17 protein-coding genes and 1 riboswitch are annotated in these 16,410 nt (G+C 74.9%); of the genes, 13 read left to right on the top strand and 4 right to left on the bottom strand.

Annotated features, from left to right (window positions below; translation table 11 throughout):
* Positions 1-201: 201 nt before the first annotated feature.
* A complete protein-coding gene (locus AC02VZ_RS09490) occupies positions 202-654 on the bottom strand; it encodes an RpiB/LacA/LacB family sugar-phosphate isomerase (RefSeq protein WP_476475106.1) in 453 nt (150 codons plus the stop codon).
* A gap of 670 nt (positions 655-1,324) precedes the next feature.
* Between AC02VZ_RS09490 and AC02VZ_RS09485 the strand changes: the two genes are divergently transcribed.
* Entirely contained in the window at positions 1,325-2,050 is a 726-nt protein-coding gene (locus tag AC02VZ_RS09485; protein WP_432053637.1) for a lysophospholipid acyltransferase family protein, read from the top strand.
* 328 nt (positions 2,051-2,378) lie between these two features.
* Here the strand turns inward: AC02VZ_RS09485 and AC02VZ_RS09480 are convergent, their stop codons facing one another.
* Positions 2,379-2,675 (bottom strand): type II toxin-antitoxin system Phd/YefM family antitoxin, encoded by a 297-nt coding sequence (locus AC02VZ_RS09480; RefSeq protein WP_476475105.1) that lies wholly within the window; start codon positions 2,673-2,675, stop codon positions 2,379-2,381.
* A gap of 70 nt (positions 2,676-2,745) precedes the next feature.
* Here AC02VZ_RS09480 and AC02VZ_RS09475 point away from each other — a divergent pair, with 70 nt between their 5' ends.
* The 4 genes from AC02VZ_RS09475 (at position 2,746) to AC02VZ_RS09460 (ending at position 5,426) form a co-directional block, all read left to right on the top strand.
* Entirely contained in the window at positions 2,746-3,384 is a 639-nt protein-coding gene (locus AC02VZ_RS09475) for an ATP-dependent Clp protease proteolytic subunit (protein WP_476475104.1), read from the top strand.
* A 7-nt stretch (positions 3,385-3,391) separates the two neighbouring features.
* On the top strand, positions 3,392-3,700 hold the full coding sequence (locus tag AC02VZ_RS09470; RefSeq protein ID WP_476475103.1) for a hypothetical protein: 309 nt from the start codon (positions 3,392-3,394) through the stop codon (positions 3,698-3,700).
* Between the two features lie 381 nt (positions 3,701-4,081).
* Positions 4,082-4,249: riboswitch (cyclic di-AMP (ydaO/yuaA leader) on the top strand.
* A 3-nt stretch (positions 4,250-4,252) separates the two neighbouring features.
* Positions 4,253-4,726: a C40 family peptidase gene (locus tag AC02VZ_RS09465; RefSeq protein ID WP_432053633.1), complete on the top strand. Its 474-nt coding sequence runs from the start codon at positions 4,253-4,255 to the stop codon at positions 4,724-4,726.
* A 103-nt stretch (positions 4,727-4,829) separates the two neighbouring features.
* Positions 4,830-5,426: a DUF6328 family protein gene (locus AC02VZ_RS09460; protein WP_476475102.1), complete on the top strand. Its 597-nt coding sequence runs from the start codon at positions 4,830-4,832 to the stop codon at positions 5,424-5,426.
* Between the two features lie 62 nt (positions 5,427-5,488).
* Here the strand turns inward: AC02VZ_RS09460 and AC02VZ_RS09455 are convergent, their stop codons facing one another.
* Positions 5,489-5,947, bottom strand: a complete 459-nt coding sequence (locus tag AC02VZ_RS09455; protein WP_432053631.1) for an ATP-binding protein — start codon at positions 5,945-5,947, stop codon at positions 5,489-5,491.
* Between the two features lie 209 nt (positions 5,948-6,156).
* On the opposite strand from AC02VZ_RS09455, the gene AC02VZ_RS09450 reads away from it, so the two are divergent.
* Both AC02VZ_RS09450 and AC02VZ_RS09445 read left to right on the top strand, forming a co-directional pair.
* Positions 6,157-7,017, top strand: coding sequence for a helix-turn-helix domain-containing protein (locus AC02VZ_RS09450; RefSeq protein ID WP_432053630.1), 861 nt, complete (start codon positions 6,157-6,159; stop codon positions 7,015-7,017).
* 9 nt (positions 7,018-7,026) lie between these two features.
* Positions 7,027-7,251 (top strand): DUF397 domain-containing protein, encoded by a 225-nt coding sequence (locus tag AC02VZ_RS09445; RefSeq protein ID WP_432053629.1) that lies wholly within the window; start codon positions 7,027-7,029, stop codon positions 7,249-7,251.
* 43 nt (positions 7,252-7,294) lie between these two features.
* On the opposite strand, the gene AC02VZ_RS09440 is transcribed toward AC02VZ_RS09445, so the two are convergent.
* On the bottom strand, positions 7,295-8,422 hold the full coding sequence (locus AC02VZ_RS09440; protein ID WP_476475101.1) for an 8-amino-7-oxononanoate synthase: 1,128 nt from the start codon (positions 8,420-8,422) through the stop codon (positions 7,295-7,297).
* A 146-nt stretch (positions 8,423-8,568) separates the two neighbouring features.
* On the opposite strand from AC02VZ_RS09440, the gene bioB reads away from it, so the two are divergent.
* From bioB to AC02VZ_RS09410, 6 genes are all read left to right on the top strand, one after another.
* Entirely contained in the window at positions 8,569-9,789 is a 1,221-nt protein-coding gene (gene bioB / locus AC02VZ_RS09435; RefSeq protein ID WP_476475100.1) for a biotin synthase BioB, read from the top strand.
* Positions 9,782-11,062, top strand: coding sequence for an adenosylmethionine--8-amino-7-oxononanoate transaminase (locus AC02VZ_RS09430; RefSeq protein ID WP_476475099.1), 1,281 nt, complete (start codon positions 9,782-9,784; stop codon positions 11,060-11,062). The genes bioB and AC02VZ_RS09430 overlap by 8 nt, the downstream gene beginning before the upstream one ends.
* A 1-nt stretch (position 11,063) precedes the next feature.
* Positions 11,064-11,780 (top strand): dethiobiotin synthase, encoded by a 717-nt coding sequence (gene bioD, locus AC02VZ_RS09425; protein WP_476475098.1) that lies wholly within the window; start codon positions 11,064-11,066, stop codon positions 11,778-11,780.
* 115 nt (positions 11,781-11,895) lie between these two features.
* Positions 11,896-12,624, top strand: coding sequence for a class I SAM-dependent methyltransferase (locus AC02VZ_RS09420; RefSeq protein ID WP_476475097.1), 729 nt, complete (start codon positions 11,896-11,898; stop codon positions 12,622-12,624).
* A gap of 317 nt (positions 12,625-12,941) precedes the next feature.
* On the top strand, positions 12,942-13,805 hold the full coding sequence (locus AC02VZ_RS09415; RefSeq protein ID WP_432053623.1) for an ABC transporter ATP-binding protein: 864 nt from the start codon (positions 12,942-12,944) through the stop codon (positions 13,803-13,805).
* 4 nt (positions 13,806-13,809) lie between these two features.
* A complete protein-coding gene (locus AC02VZ_RS09410; RefSeq protein WP_476475096.1) occupies positions 13,810-16,377 on the top strand; it encodes an FtsX-like permease family protein in 2,568 nt (855 codons plus the stop codon).
* The last annotated feature ends 33 nt before the right edge of the window (positions 16,378-16,410 follow it).

Below are 16,410 nucleotides of genomic sequence, written 5' to 3'. Positions count from 1 at the left end.
CCGGCGTATGCGGGCGGTCCCGGCGCATGCGGGCGGGAAGCGGTCCGCACCCCGGAGCTGCTGGTCGGCGAGCCCGTCACCCGAGCCGCCCGGTACACCGCGGGCCCGGCCGGCCCCGGTTCGTCCGGCGCCGCTCACCGATCTGCGAGGGGTCGACGGCGGGGCCACGGACGAGGGCGGGCGCGGACCGCCGACGTGCCGTCAGTGCGCCCGCGTGGTGTCGAGCTCCTGGACGTGCCGGACATTGCCGCGGTCGTCGGCGTCCTCGCTGGGCTCCCCGGCGAACCAGGCGTCGAGGATCTCCTCCAGCAGCGGAGGGGACGTCAGCCGCAGGCTCAGGGCCAGCACGTTGGCGTCGTTCCAGCGGCGCGCGCCGTCCGCCGTGTAGGCGTCGGTGCACAGCGCGGCCCGCACGCCCGGCACCTTGTTCGCGGCGATCGAGGCGCCGGTGCCGGTCCAGCAGCACACCACGGCCTGGTCGGCCGTTCCCGCGGCGACCTCCCGGGCGGCGGCCTCGGAGCAGACCGCCCACTGCGGGTCGTCGCCCGGCTTCAGGGCACCGTGCGGGCGCACCTCGTGGCCGCGCTCCCGCAGGGCGGCCACCAGAGCCCGGGCCACGGGTTCGTCCATGTCGGAGGAGACGGAGATCCGCATACCGTCGAGCCTAACGCCTGCCGCGCGGACCACGCCGGGCCCCGGACCCCGGCCCCCGGCAGGCGGGCGCGCGCCATCCGGGAGGGTCGCGGCGGGCGGTGCCCACGACCGGAGCGGGCGCCTACACCCGCAGCGACCCCGGATCCCGGCACCCCCGCCCCGGCGGAGCGTCCCCGCGTGGTCACCGCGCCGCACCGCACCACCGGCCGGGGCGCGCCCAGCCGCGCCGGCTGCCCCGCGATCCGCGCCACGCGGCACGGCAGGGCACGGCACCACGCCGGACGCCCCCGGCGCGCGCCCGGGCCCGGCCCCCGGGCCCGGTCCGGATACGGCCTCGGGCGCGGAGCCCGCACCGGCATCCGGCGACAGGGAACCGGCCCCCTCCGGCTGCCGCGGCCACCCCTCGGATCCGGTCACCCGTGCGGGAGCGGGTTGCCGTCGGCCCCGGTCCGGCACGAGGCTGTGCCCCGCGGACCACCCCAGCCGCACAAGTCCCCACCGGCACACGCGTGGTCGGGCGTCGTGCCGCGCGTGGGCGGCACCGCGCGCCGCCCCCGTCGGACCTGGTGCCGGGCGGCGCTGCCCGGACCTAGACTGACACCCCGCCACGTGCCGGTCGACCTGCTGGAGGACGGCGGCCCACCGGTCCGCCGGAGCCGAGGAGCGTGCCTTGTTCTACTACCTGCTCAAACACGTGCTGCTGGGGCCGCTGCTCAGACTCGTGTTCCGGCCCCGCATCGAGGGCCTGGAGAACGTGCCCTCGTCCGGTGCCGCGATCGTGGCGGGCAACCACCTGTCGTTCTCCGACCACTTCCTGATGCCCGCCGTGCTGAAACGGCGCATCACCTTCCTCGCCAAGGCCGAGTACTTCACGGGCCCCGGCATCAAGGGCCGGCTCACGGCGTTCTTCTTCCGCAGCGCGGGGCAGATCCCGGTCGACCGCTCGGGCAAGGAGGCGGGCCAGGCGGCGATCCGGGAAGGGCTCGGGGTGCTGTCCAAGGGCGAGTTGCTCGGCATCTACCCGGAGGGCACGCGCTCGCACGACGGTCGCCTCTACAAGGGCAAGGTCGGGGTCGCGGTGATGGCGCTGAAGGCGGGCGTCCCGGTGATCCCGTGCGCCATGATCGGCACGTTCGAGGCCCAGCCGCCGGGCCGGGTGGTGCCGCGCCTCCACCCCGTGGTGATCCGGTTCGGCGAACCCCTGGACTTCTCGCGCTACGCGGGCATGGAGAACGAGAAGGCGATCCTGCGGGCGATCACGGACGAGATCATGTACGCCATCCTCACGCTGTCCGAGCAGGAGTACGTCGACCAGTACGCGGCCGTGGCCAAGGCCGCGGAGGCCGAGCGGAAGGCGGCGGGCGAACGTCGCGCACGGCGGCTGCCGCTGCGCTGAGCGCACCGACGCCCAGCGCACCGACCGCCGAGCGCACCGAGGGGGAGGGACCGGCCGGACCGCGGCCGGTCCCTCCCCCGCCGCGTGCTCCGGGCTGCCCCGTGACCCCGCCACCGGGCAGCCCCGTGATCCCGCCGCTCACGCCCGGCCGGCCCGCCGTGGAGGAACCGCCGGACGCCCGCCGGACACGCCCGGCCTCCCGTGTCCACGGCACTGATGGCGCCCGAAGCGACGGACCCACCCGACCCACCCGACGCACCCGACGCGGCGACCCGCCCGCGGCGGCCGACGCACCCGAACGGTCAGCCGGAGCCGGGTGCCACTGGGATCAGGACGGCGCGGGCCCCCGGTGCTCCGCGGTGATCCCGAAGCGGTGCTGTTCGCTCGGGGCGGACGCGACCTCGCGCACCCCGGACAGCGTGCTGACCACCTGCTCCCCCACCTCCTCGGCGGTCTCCGCCTCCCGCTCCAGTTCTTCGAGACGGCGCAGGTCGTCGGCGGGGACGAGGGCGACCAGGGGCTTGCCGTGCCGGGTCACGACGACCCGCTCGGCGCCGTACACCACGCGGTTGATCAGGTCGGCGAGCTCAGCCCTGGCTTGCGTCACCGGAATCTCGTAGGCCATCCCCCCATCCTAACGGGATGTACGTCCTGTACATTTTTTACTCCCACAGCCTGCCAGGAGGGGGTTCGCCATGACCCTGCCGTCCGCCCGCCACGCCCTGCCGGAGTTCACCGAAGGCACCGCGCCGGGGCACCGGACCACGGATCCGTACACCACGCTGTGCCAGGAGCGGATCGTCTTCCTCCGCCCACCGTTCGACGAGACCGCCGCGCACGACGCGGCGGCGCAGCTGATGCTCCTGGAGCACCAGGCTCCCCAGCGGGACGTCTCGCTGTACGTGAACGCGGCGGGCGGCTCCTTCCACGCCCTGTCGGTGCTCCACGACACGCTGCGCTTCCTCACCTGCGACGTGGAGACGGTCTGCCTCGGCCGGGCGGAGGGCACCGCGGCCCTGCTCCTGGCGGCGGGCACCCCGGGCAAGCGGTTCGTGCTGCCGGGAGCGCGGCTGGTGCTGCGTCAGCCGTCGCTCCCGGAGCCCGTGGAGGGCCGTCCGGACGACCTGGCCGTGCACGCGGCCGAACTGGAGCGGGTCCGGGCGCGCACCGAGGAGATGCTGGTCCGGCACACGGGCCGGAGCGCGGAACAGGTGCGGGCGGACCTCGAGCGCGACCTCGCCCTCGACGCCGCGGCGGCGGTGGAGTACGGCCTGGCGGACGGCGTCGTGCCGGAACGTCGGGGCACGCGGGCCACGTCGTCCGGTGCGAGGTGAGCCGTCCGTGCTGCTTCCCGACCTGCCGCCGCTGCCGGCCCTCACCCGGGCCGAGGCGGAGCTGATCGACCGTTACCTGCAGACCGTCGACCTGGTCGGCCGGATCAACCCGGCCCGCGACGGTGACACCTACGGCGCGCTGCGGGCCGCCCAGGCGCTGGTGGGCGCGGCCGCCGCCCTGCGCGACGCGCTCGCCCTGATGCACCGTCGGGGCGAGAGCGACCTGCACGCCGCCACCCTCGCCCGGGCCCTGAGGGTGCTGGACGGCGAGCGGCGCACCGGACGCGTCACCCTGCCGCCGGTTTCCGGGAGTTGACGCGAGGCCGGGTCCGCCGCGCCGCTCCGGGGCGCGGCGGCTCGGCGGCACGTCGGGGCCGGAGTTGAAACGGACCGAACGGTGTACCCCCAAGCGGCGTAGACGCACCACCGGTTTCCGGCCCGTCCGGCTTGCGCACCACGCGCGGACCGTGGCCGGAATGAGTCGTTCCGCCGCTGGTCCGGGACTCCTCCAGGCCGGTGACGCACCCTCGAACGCACAGGTGTCCACCCGAACGGGTGAGTGGTGAGTAACAACACAAACCCTAGGTTCCGTTGGGAAATCGGGCACGGCATGAGCCAAGATCCCTGACTGACGACAAGACCCCGCCGCCGCGGCGGGGCGATCCGGGCGGACGCCGAGTCCTGCCGCCGCCCGGATGACCGGTCGACACGGAGTGGATCGGCAGGAGTGGAGGACCCAGCACGACGGGTTGCCGGGCCGTCAGGTCCGAGCAGTCCTTGGGGTGAAGCCGCACGCGTGCGGCCGGGCAACTTCGCCAGCCCGAATCCGACAGGTCATCCTTCACAGGCGGCTGACGAAGGGTTGCGCATGTCTGCGCTCAATCGTGTCCCGTCCTTCATGGTCCGGGCCGGCACGGCCTCGGCCCTCACCCTCGCCGCCGTGGGCGGCTCGATCGCGGTCCCGGGCGCCGCCACGGAGGCCGCCGCCGCAAGTCACGGCACCAAGGCCCTGAAGGTGGCCGCCGCCAAGAAGGGCGCGCCCTACCGGTGGGGAGCCACCGGCCCGAACCGGTTCGACTGCTCGGGGCTGACCCAGTACGCGTTCAAGAAGGCCGGCAAGAAGCTCCCGCGCACCGCCGCCCAGCAGTACAACAAGACGCGTCACATCTCCGCCAAGAACCGCAAGGCGGGCGACCTGGTGTTCTTCCACTCGGGCCGCAACGTCTACCACGTGGGCATCTACGCCGGTAAGGGCAAGCTCTGGCACGCCCCGAAGACCGGGGACGTGGTGCGTCTGCAGAAGATCTGGACCGGCAGTGTCTGGTACGGCCGGGTGAAGTGACGCGTGGGGGCGGCGGCATCGGGAGAGCCGCCGCCCCCGCCGCGCCGCGCGGTCGCAGGGCCCGGACCGGCATGAGACGGCCGATGCGGGTTACGCGTTCGGGATGGCCGAGCATCCCCCGTGCACGGCGCGCGGCGAGACCCCGCTGCAGCGCGCCGACCGCAACTTCGTCGAGCTCCTCCAGGAACTGCGGGTGACCCAGACGGGCGTGCAGATCCTGTTCGCCTTCCTGCTGTCGCTCGCCTTCACCTCGCGGTTCACCTCGCTCGACACGGTGCAGCGCGCCACCTACGTCACCACCCTGCTGCTGGCCGTCCTGGCCGCCGCGCTGTTCACGGCTCCGGCGGCGCTGCACCGTTCGCTGTTCCAGCAGGGCGCCAAGCCGCTGATCGTGCAGGTCTCCTCACGGCTGGCGACCTGCGGCCTGGTGGTCCTCGTCTTCGCCTTCAGCGGTGCCGTGATGCTGGTGGTGGACGTGACCACCCACCGGGCGGGCGGGATCGCCGCCGGTGCCGGAACGTTTCTGGTCTGCGTCGGGCTGTGGGGTCTGCTCCCCCGGATGGTGGGCCGCGCGGTGGCCGGGGACGGCCGCACGGGCACCGCGTCGCCCACGCCCCGGGCAGAGCCCCTGCGGGACACCGTCAGGCGGTCGTCCGGCCTGCGCCCGCCCGCCCCGCGCGGGGCGGCCCGGGGTCGTTGACCTCCGCGCGGGAGCGTAGAGCCGCGCCGGGCCGTACCGCGGGGCCCCCGGCCGGCCGCCGGCTACGGTTCCTGCTGCCCCGCCGCCGGGACCGGTTCCGCCGGCACGGCCCAGGGGAGCTCCACGGACACCGTCTTGCCGCCCTCCCCGGTGGGCCGGACCCGCATCCGGCCGCCGCACTCCGCGGTCAGCCACCGGATGATGACCAGCCCGCGGCCGTTGTCCTGCTGGACGGCGGCGGGCAGTCTCCGGGGGAACCGCGGGTGGCTGTCGGTGACGGCGACGTACAGCCGCTCGTCACGGACGAGTCCCACGTCCACCCGGAAGGTCGGCGACTGGCCGAAGGTGTGCTGCACGGCGTTGGTGGCCAGTTCGGAGACGATCAGCCGGACGTTTTCGGCCACCTCCGCGCCGGCCGGCATGCCCCACTGGGCGAGCGCGTCCGCCACATGGGTGCGGGCCGCGGAGACCGAGGCGGGATCGCTCGGCAGAGTGACGGATGATTCCAGGTGGTCTGCCATGGCGCGTCGTCCCTTTCCACGGGACCGCGGTCCGACACGGAGCGGCTGGTTGGAGTACGGTCCCGCACTGGTGCTTCGTCGCCAGACTGCCACCACCGCGGGGTGAAGGGTGCCGATCCACCGGGATATGCATATATCTGTCGCTCGAAGCGGTGAACTCTGCCACGAGCGAGCGTTTTTGGACGGCCCGCGGGGAGTAGGGGGAGACCATGCAGCACGGTCCCGTGGTGCGGCGCCGGAAACTGGGGGCCGAGCTGCGCGCGCTGCGCACCGCGGCGGGCCTCACCAGTGGCGGGGCAGCCGCGCTGGTGGGCTGGCACCAGTCGAAGGTGAGCCGCATCGAGACCGGCACCAGCGGGGTGAAACCGGCCGACGTGCGGCTCCTCCTGGACGCCTACGGGGTGGGCGACCCCCAGCTGCGGGACCTGCTGATGCTGCTGGCCGGCACCGGTGACGCCGGCGGACGGCACCACTGGTGGCACGCCTATCGCGGCGTACTGCCGCCCACCTACCGGGACTTCATCAGCCTGGAGTCGCAGGCCGGCGCCATGCGCACCCTGGAGACCACGGTGGTCCCGGGCCTGCTGCAGACACCGGAGTACGCCCGGGAGGTGACCCGGGCCGCGCTGGAGGGCGTCTCGGAGGAGCGGCTCGACACGCTGGTGGAGGTCCGGCTGGCCCGGCAGGACGTGCTGTTCGCGGACCACCCCTTGCAGCTGCGCGCGGTGTTGGACGAGGCCGTGCTCCGCCGCCGGGTCGGTGGCCCCGGGGTGATGACCCGCCAGCTGAACCGGCTGGTCGAGGCCGCGCGGCTGCCCCACGTACGGCTCCAGGTGCTGCCGTTCACCGCCGGGGCGCACATCGGCGTGACGGGGCCTTTCGTCATCTTTTCGTTCAGGCGCACGTCCGACTTGGATGTGGTGGTCCTCGACCACTTGACGAGTAGCCTCCATCTGGAGCGGAAAGAAGACCTCCGGGCGTACTCGGAGGCCTTCGAGGCCCTGTCGATCCACGCCCTGTCACCCGAGGACTCGTTGGATTTCATCGCCGGGACAGCCGCCGGCGGGTAAGGAGGCACGATGCCCGCACCGCCTCGGACCATTCCTTCCAGCACCTCCCTGCGCGGGGTGAGCTGGCTGCGCAGCAGCTACAGCACGGGCGCCAACAACTGCGTCGAGACGGCCCGGCCGGCCGCCGGCCCCTGGGCCGGACTGCTCGCCGTGCGCGACTCCAAGGACCCCGCCGGACCCGCGCTGTTCTTCTCCCGCCGGAGCTGGACGCGCTTCCTCGCCGGGACCCGCTGACCGGAGCCGCCCCACGGGCGACGCACGGCCGTGTCCCGCCGACTCATGGCCGCGTATCGCCGATGACCCGTACAGCGCGTTCGATCTCCGCCCCGGACAGGTCCGCTCGGGCGGTCAGTCTGAGCCGTGACACGCCGTCGGGCACGGAAGGAGGACGGAAGCAGCCCACGGACAGACCGGCCGCCCGGCAGTCGGCCGCCCATCGCACGGCCTGCTCCGGGGACGGAGCCCGCACGGAGACGACCGCGGCGTCGGGACGCACCGCGTCCAGGCCCGCCGCCGTCAGCCGGGCGTGCAGTTCGCGCGCCACACCGTGCGCCCGCGCGGCGCGGTCCGGTTCGCGCCGCAGCAGCCGCAGGGCGGCGAGGGCCGCGCCCACCGCCGCGGGGGCGAGTCCGGTGTCGAAGACGAACGTCCGCGCCGTGTTGACCAGGTGCTCCGTCACACGGGCGGGTCCCAGCACCGCGCCGCCCTGGCTGCCGAGCGACTTGGACAGGGTGACGGTCACGACGACGTCGGCGGCGCCCGCCAGCCCCGCCGCGTGCGGGGCTCCCCGGCCGCCTTCCCCGACCACACCCAGCCCGTGCGCGTCGTCGAGCACCAGGCCCGCGCCGTGCGCGCGGCAGGCCGCGGCGAGGCCGGCGAGCGGGGCGGCGTCGCCGTCCACGGAGAACACCGTGTCGGACACCGCGACGGCCGGCCCGTCGTGTCCCGCCAGCGCCTTGCGCACGGCCTCCGGGTCCGAGTGCGCCGCCACCTGCGTGGTCCCACGGGCCAGCCGGCAGCCGTCGATGAGGGAGGCGTGGTTGCCGGCGTCGGAGACGATCAGGGAGCCGTGCGGGGCGAGCGCGGTGACCGCGGCGAGGTTGGCCGCGTAGCCGGACGAGAAGACCAGCGCCGACTCGTGCCCGCAGAATTCGGCCAGTTCGCGTTCCAGCTCGGCGTGCAGTTCGGTGGTGCCGGTGACCAGCCGTGAACCGGTCGCCCCGCCGCCCCAGGTGCGGGCGGCCCGCGCCGCCCCCTCGGTGACCTCCGGGTGGCGGGCCAGCCCCAGGTAGTCGTTGCTCGCCAGGTCGACCAGCGGCGCGTCGGCGGGGCGCGGGCGCAGCGTCCTGACGAGTCCGGCCCGGCGGCGCGTACGCGCCTGTTCCTCGATCCAGCCGAACGCCATGGGCCCTCCGGTCCTTTGTAGGCAGTGCACAGACACTAGCGGGAGCGGCCCGGGAGCACCGTGTGGCGATACCCACACGCCCGAGCGGGTCTGTTGTCCGAAGTCTCCTTGGCCCGGGGCGGTCGAGTAGGACAGGATCGGCTTTCATGGACCTGCTGAACACGCTGGTGGACAAGGGGCTTCGGCGCGAGACGCCGACCCGCGAGGAAGCTCTGGCCGTCCTCGGGACGTCGGACGACGAGCTGCTCGACGTGGTGGCCGCGGCCGGGAAGGTGCGGCGGCACTGGTTCGGGCGCCGCGTGAAACTGAACTATCTGGTCAACCTCAAGTCCGGCCTCTGTCCGGAGGACTGCTCCTACTGCTCCCAGCGGCTCGGCTCCACGGCCGGCATCCTCAAGTACACGTGGCTGAAGCCGGACGAGGCGTCGAAGGCCGCCGCGGCCGGTCTGGCCGGCGGGGCCAAGCGGGTCTGCCTGGTGGCCAGCGGCCGCGGTCCGACCGACCGGGACGTCGACCGGGTCTCGGACACCATCAGGGCCATCAAGGACCAGAACGAGGACGTCGAGGTGTGCGCCTGTCTCGGGCTGCTCTCCGACGGCCAGGCGGAACGCCTGCGGGAGGCCGGGGCGGACGCCTACAACCACAACCTGAACACGTCCGAGGCGACCTACGGGGACATCACCACCACCCACACGTACGCCGACCGGGTGGACACGGTGCGCAAGGCGCACGCGGCCGGTCTGTCGGCCTGCTCCGGCCTGATCGCGGGCATGGGCGAGAGCGACGAGGACCTCGTCGACGTGGTGTTCGCCCTGCGCGAGCTGGACCCGGACTCGGTGCCGGTCAACTTCCTGATCCCGTTCGAGGGCACCCCGCTCGCCCGGCAGTGGAACCTCACCCCGCAGCGCTGCCTGCGGATCCTGGCCATGACCCGGTTCGTGTGCCCGGACGTCGAGGTGCGCATCGCCGGCGGCCGCGAGGTGCAGTTGCGCAGCATGCAGCCGCTCGCGCTGCACCTGGCCAACTCGATCTTCCTGGGCGACTACCTCACCAGTGAGGGCCAGGCGGGCCGGGCCGACCTGGAGATGATCGCGGACGCCGGGTTCGAGGTGGAGGGCGCCGACCAGGTGACCCTGCCCGAGCACCGCACGGGCGGCGGCTGCGGCAGCCACGGCGCCGGGGACGTGTGCGGGTCCGCGCCGTCCGGCGAGCCGGCGTCCTGCGGTGCGGGCGGCTGCGGTCCGGACGCCGGGCACGCGTGCGGTGACGCGGCGCCGGAGGCGGTCCCGGCGGCCGAGGAGCCGCGCCCGGATCTGGTCGCCGTCCGCCGACGGGGCGCCGGAACCGACCTCGCTCCCAATGCCTGAGCGGCCGGTCGCCGAGCTGCTGGAACTGGACCGGCGGCACGTCTGGCACCCCTACGGGCCCATGCCGGGCCGTCAGGAACCGCTCGTCGTGGAGTCGGCGAGCGGGGTGCGGCTGCGGCTCGCCGACGGCTCCGGCGAGCTGATCGACGGCATGTCGTCCTGGTGGTCGGCGATCCACGGCTACAACCACCCGGTCCTCAACGAGGCGGCCCGCGAGCAGCTCGGCCGGATGAGCCACGTGATGTTCGGCGGGCTCACCCACGAGCCCGCGGTGCGGCTGGCGAAGCTCCTGGTCGACATCTCCCCCGAGGGTCTGGAGCACGTCTTCCTCGCGGACTCGGGGTCCGTCTCGGTCGAGGTCGCCGTCAAGATGTGCCTGCAGTACTGGCGTTCGCTCGGCCGTCCCGAGAAGCACCGGCTGCTGACCTGGCGCGGCGGCTACCACGGGGACACCTGGCAGCCGATGTCGGTGTGCGACCCCGAGGGCGGGATGCACGGGCTGTGGGCGGGTGTCCTGCCCCGGCAGGTGTTCGCCGGGGCGCCGCCCGCGGAGTACGACGAGGCGTACGCCGAGGAGCTGCGCGAGCTGATCGGGCGGCACGCGGCCGAGCTGGCCGCGGTGGTCGTGGAGCCGGTGGTGCAGGGCGCGGGCGGGATGCGGTTCCACTCCCCCGCCTACCTGCGGGTGCTGCGGGAGGCGTGCGACGAGCACGGCGTGCTGCTGGTGTTCGACGAGATCGCGACCGGGTTCGGGCGCACCGGCGCCCTGTTCGCGGCGGACCACGCGGCGGTGACCCCGGACGTGATGTGCCTGGGGAAGGCGCTGACCGGCGGCTACCTGACGATGGCGGCGACGCTGTGCACGGCGCGGGTGGCCGAGGGCATCTCGCGCGGCGAGGTGCCGGTGCTCGCGCACGGGCCCACGTTCATGGGCAACCCGCTGGCGTCCGCGGTGGCCCGCGCGTCGGTCGAGCTGCTGCTCGGGCAGGACTGGCTCGCCGAGGTGAAGCGGATCGAGGCGGGACTGCGCGAGGGGCTGGCACCGGCGGCGGACCTGCCGGGCGTCCGCGAGGTGCGGGTGCTCGGTGCCGTCGGCGTCGTCCAGCTCGACCACGAGGTCGACCTGGCCGCGGCGACGGCCGCGGCGGTGCGCGAGGGCGTCTGGCTGCGGCCGTTCCGCGACCTGATCTACACCATGCCCCCGTTCGTCACGCACGACGTCGACCTGGCGCGGGTCACCCGCGCGGTCCTGGCCGCCGCCGAGGTGGGCTGAGGTGGCGGTACTGGTGGTGACGGGCACCGGGACGGAGGTCGGCAAGACCGTGGTGACCGCGGCGATGGCCGCCGCCGCGGTCGCGGCCGGCCGGTCGGTGGCGGTGCTGAAGGCGGCGCAGACCGGTGTGCGGCCGGGCGAGCCCGGTGACGTCGAGGAGGTGCTGCGGCTGGCCGGCGCGGTGACCGCGCAGGAGACGGACCGCTACCCCGAACCGCTCGCCCCGGCCACGGCGGCGCGGCGGGCCGGACGTCCGCCGGTGCGTCCGGCGGACGTCGCCGAGCGGGCGGGCAAGCTGGCGGCCGGGCACGACCTGGTGCTGGTGGAGGGCGCGGGCGGCCTGCTCGTCCGGTTCGACCCGGCCGGGGGCACCCTGGCGGACGCGGCCGGGATGCTGGCGGCCCCGGTGCTGGTGGTGGCGTCGGCCGGCCTCGGCACGCTGAACGCCACGGAACTGACGGTGCGTGAGCTGCGCCGCCGGGGCCTGGAGCCGGCGGGCGTCGTCCTCGGCAGCTGGCCCGCCTCCCCGGACCTGGCGGCCCGCTGCAACCTGGCGGACCTGCCGGAGGTGAGCGGGGTGCCCCTGCTGGGGGCGGTGCCGGCCGGCGCGGGCGGGCTGTCCCCCGCCGCCTTCCGGTCGGCCGCGCCCGGCTGGCTGGCGCCGCGCCTGCACGGCACCTGGGACGCGGAGGCGTTCGGGGCCCGCGAGGCTCCCTGAGCCGGCCGGCGGGTCGCGGGCGGGGTGCGGGACGCCCTTCGCGGGGGAGAATTGCGGTACGGGCGCGCGCCGGCCGTGGCCCGGGCGCCCGTCGGCCCCGTCCAGGGAGGTCCTCATGCGCCCACGGTCCGCCGGTTGTCCCGGCCGGCTCCAGGACTGCGTGCACCATCCGTTGTTCGCCCGCTGGTACGCCCGCGCGAGCGTCGCGGCCGAGACCCGCATCGGGATGGCCCGGGTGCGGCGCAGGCTGCTCGCCGGGCTGTCCGGCCGGGTGCTGGAGGTCGGTGCGGGCAACGGTCTGAACTTCGCGCACTACCCCGGCACGGTCGCCGAGGTGGTGGCCATCGAGCCCGAGCGCCGGCTGCGTTCCCTGGCGGTGGAGGCGGCGCTGCGCTCCCGGGTGCCGGTGGACGTGGCGCCGGGCGCAGCGGAGGCGCTGCCGGTCAAGAGCGAGGCGTTCGACGCGGTGGTGGTCTCGCTGGTGCTGTGCAGCGTGCGGGACGTGCCGCGGGCGCTGGCGGAGTTCCGGCGGGTGCTGCGGCCGGGCGGTGAGGTGCGGTTCTTCGAGCACGGCAGCGGCGGCGGCCGGGCGATGCGGTTCACCCAGCGGGCGCTGGACCGGACGGTGTACCCGCCGCTGGCCGGCGGCTGTCATCTGTCGCGTGACCCGGTGGCGGCGCTGCGCGAGGCCGGGTTCGTGCTCGGGCCCTACCGGCGGATGCTGATGCCGGAGGGCGGCCCGGTGCTGCCCGCCTCGTTCTGCTCCCTGGGCACGGCCTGGCGGCCGCCGGCGGACGCGGCGGACGCCACCGCGGGGCCCTCCGGACCGCCGGGCGGAAGCTGACGGGACCGCACCCGACCCGTCCGGACCGGCGCGGGGCACCCGTCCCGGGCGGCCGGTCGGCCCGCCGGCGCACGCCCCCCTCGCCGCGCGGACCGGGAGGACGGCGGGGCGGGGTGGAGCGGGACGCGTGGACCGCCGGCCTCCCGCGTGCGCCCGCCGGGCGCCGGCCGCGACGGGATCCGGCGCACGGCCCCGAGCGCAGGCCGACGCGCCCCGAAGGGATACCGGTTGTGGGCCGCGTCACATTACCCTCGGGCGCACGGCACGTTCCGGTCGAGACGGGTCCCGTGCGTGCGCCCCACCCCGAGGAGGCGGTCTTGTCCACACCTACCGCGGAGCACGCGCCCGGACGGGCGTCGGCCGACGGGGTCGCGGCCCGCGCCCGCGGCCTGACCAAGGCGTACGGATCCGGCGAGACCGCCGTGCTCGCCCTGGACGCCGTCGACGTCGACATCGCGCGCGGCCGGTACACCGCCGTGATGGGTCCCTCGGGCTCGGGGAAGTCCACCCTGATGCACTGCCTGGCCGGGCTGGACACCGTCTCGGCGGGCCGGGTGTGGATCGGGGACACCGAGATCACGGGGCTGAAGGACCGCGACCTGACCCGGATCCGCCGCGACCGGATCGGGTTCATGTTCCAGTCGTTCAACCTCATCCCCACCCTGAACGCGCGGGAGAACATCACGCTGCCGATGGACATCGCCGGGCAGAAGCCGGACGAGCGGTGGCTCCGGCAGGTGATCGACACCCTCGGGCTGCGGGACCGGCTCACGCACCGGCCCGCGCAGCTGTCCGGCGGTCAGCAGCAGCGGGTGGCCTGCGCGCGGGCGCTGGCGTCCCGCCCCGAGCTGATCTTCGCCGACGAGCCGACCGGCAACCTCGACTCGCGGGCCGGGCTGGAGGTGCTGGGCATGCTGCGGGAGGCCGTGGACCGGCTCGGCCAGACGGTGGTCATGGTCACCCACGACCCGGGCGCCGCCGCCCACGCGGACCTGGTGCTGTTCCTGGCGGACGGCCGGATCGTCGACGAGATGGCGCGGCCCACGGCGGAGACCGTGCTGGAGCGGATGAAGCGCTTCGACGTGATCCGCGCCCGGCCCGACGGCGCGGACCGGCCACCGGGACCGGCTGCCGCCGACGGGAGCGCCCCGGCCGGACCGGGACCGGGCGGCGAGGACTGAGCCCGTGCTGAAGGCGACGCTGCGGAGCTTCCTCGCCCACAAGGGCCGGCTGCTGCTGTCGGCGCTGGCCGTCGTGCTGTCGGTGGCGTTCGTCGCGGGCAGTCTGATCTTCTCCGACACGGTCTCCCGCACCTTCGACCGCCTCTTCGCCTCCTCGTCCGCCGACGTCACCGTGACACCCCGGGAGGACCTGGAGTCCTCCGTGCCCACGGGCGCGCTGCGGACCCTGCCGGCCTCGCTCGCCGAGCGGCTGTCCCGGCTGGACGGCGTCGCGGCGGCGCACCCGGACGTGGAGGCCGGCAACGTCACGGTGGTGGACGCCGACAACCGGGCACTGGGGTCGACCACCGGGGCGCCCACCCTGGCCGTGGACTGGCACCTCAGCGAGCACAGCGTGGTGGAGCTGACCTCCGGCCGCGCCCCCCGCGGCCCCGGACAGGCGGTGCTCGACGCGGACACCGCCGACGCCAAGGACGTCGGGATCGGGGACACGCTGACGATCCAGGCCGGGCCCGGCTCGTTCCGGGTGGAGGTCGTCGGCATCGCCACCTTCACCACCACCAACCCGGGCGCGGCCCTGGTCTTCCTCGACCCCGAGGTGGCCGCGGCCGAGCTGCTGGGCTCCGCCGGCCTGGCGACCGCCGTCTCCCTCACGGCCGCGCCCGGCGTCACCGACGAGGTGCTGAAGCAGCGGGTGACCGCCGCCCTCGGGCCCGGTCCCTACACGGTGCGCACGGCCGACGAGACCGCGCGGACGTCCGCGGAGCAGCTCGGCGGCTTCCTCGACGTGATCAAGTACGTGATGCTCGGCTTCGCCGGGATCGCGGTGCTGGTGGGCGTGTTCCTGATCGTCAACACGTTCTCGATGCTGATCGCCCAGCGCACCCGTGAGCTGGGGCTGCTGCGGGCGCTCGGCGCCGACCGGCGTCAGGTGCGCCGGTCGGTGCTCGCCGAGGCCGTGCTGCTCGGCCTGGTCGGGTCGACGCTGGGGCTGGCGGCGGGGATCGGCCTGGCCTACGGCCTGATCGGGCTGATGAGCCTGGTCGGCATGAACCTCGACGCGGCCGAGATGGTCATCGGGTGGTCCACTCCCGTCATCGCCTACGCCGTCGGGCTCGGCGTGACCTTCGTCGCCGCCTACCTTCCCGCCCGCCGCGCGGCGGGCGTGTCGCCGATGGCCGCGCTCGTGGACGCCGAGGTCGCCGGGGTGGGCCGGCCGCTGCGCGCCCGCGCCGTGGCCGGCGCGGTGCTGGGGGCGCTGGGCGTCGCGGCGCTCGTGGGGTGCGCGGTGGCGCGGGAGACGTCCACGGCGGCCCTGCTGCTGGGGGCCGGCGTGTTCCTCACCCTGGTCGCCACGGTCGTCGCGGGGCCGCTGCTGGTGCGTCCGGTGATCCGGGTGCTCGGTGCCGCCTTCCCGGTGCTGTTCGGCGCGGTGGGGCGGATGAGCCGGCGCAACGCCCTGCGCAATCCGCGCCGCACCGGTGCCACGGCCGCCGCCCTGATGGTCGGGCTGGCCCTGGTCGGCGGGATGTCGGTGGCCGGCGCCTCGATGTCCCGGTCCTTCGACGAGCAGATCGACCGGACGCTCGGCGCGGACTTCGTCGTGCAGAACGCCAACCTGCTGCCGTTCACCCCGGAGCTGACCGAGCGGGTGCGCGACACCGAGGGGGTGGGCCGGGTGGTGCGGCAGCGGTTCGCCCCGATGGCCGTGCGGCTGCCGGACGGGGAGCGGATCGAGACGACCGCCGCCGGGTACGACGACGGGGTGGACGAGGTCGCCAACGTGACGTACACGAGTGGTGACACCGCGGCGGCCCTGGCGGACGGGAACCTCGCGATGGACGCGGACTTCGCCGCGGAGCACGGGGTGCGCGTCGGCGACACCGTGCCGGTCGAGTTCCCCGGCGGGCGGCGCGCCGAGCTGACGGTGGCCGCCCTCACCGACCTGGCGGGCGGCGAGGGCTTCGGCATGCGGGGCGGGCTGTTCCTGGGCATCGCCACCGTGGAGCGGTACCTGCCCGGCGGCCAGGACTCCGCCCTGTACGTCAACGCGGCGCCGGGCACGGACGCCGGCACCCTGGGCGACCGCCTGGAGACGGCGCTGGAGCCCTACCCGCAGGTCCGGGCGCGCGATCAGGCCGACTACAAGGAGCTGGTGCACGACCAGATCGCGGTGCTGCTGTACCTCGTCTACGCCCTGCTCGGGCTGGCCATCGTCATCGCGGTGATGGGCGTGGTCAACACGCTGGCGCTGTCGGTGGTCGAGCGCACCCGGGAGATCGGGCTGCTGCGGGCGATCGGGCTGTCGCGGCGGCAGCTGCGGCGGATGGTCCGGCTGGAGTCGGTGGTGATCGCGGTCTTCGGCGCGGTGCTGGGGCTGGCGCTGGGACTGGTGTGGGGGGTGTGCGTGCAGCGGGTGCTGGCCCTGGAGGGTCTGACCGCGTTCGCGGTCCCCTGGACCACCATCGTCGCGGTGGTGGTGGGCTCGGCCCTGATCGGCGTCGCGGCGGCCCTGCTGCCGGCGCTGCGCGCCTCCCGGATGAACGTCCTGGAGGCCATCGCCCACGACTGAGCGCCCGTCGGCGGGCGGCCCGGGCACGGCCGC

It is taken from the genome of Streptomyces sp. 3-6, from assembly GCF_056323165.1.
This window is presented reverse-complemented; position numbering and strand designations above follow the sequence as displayed.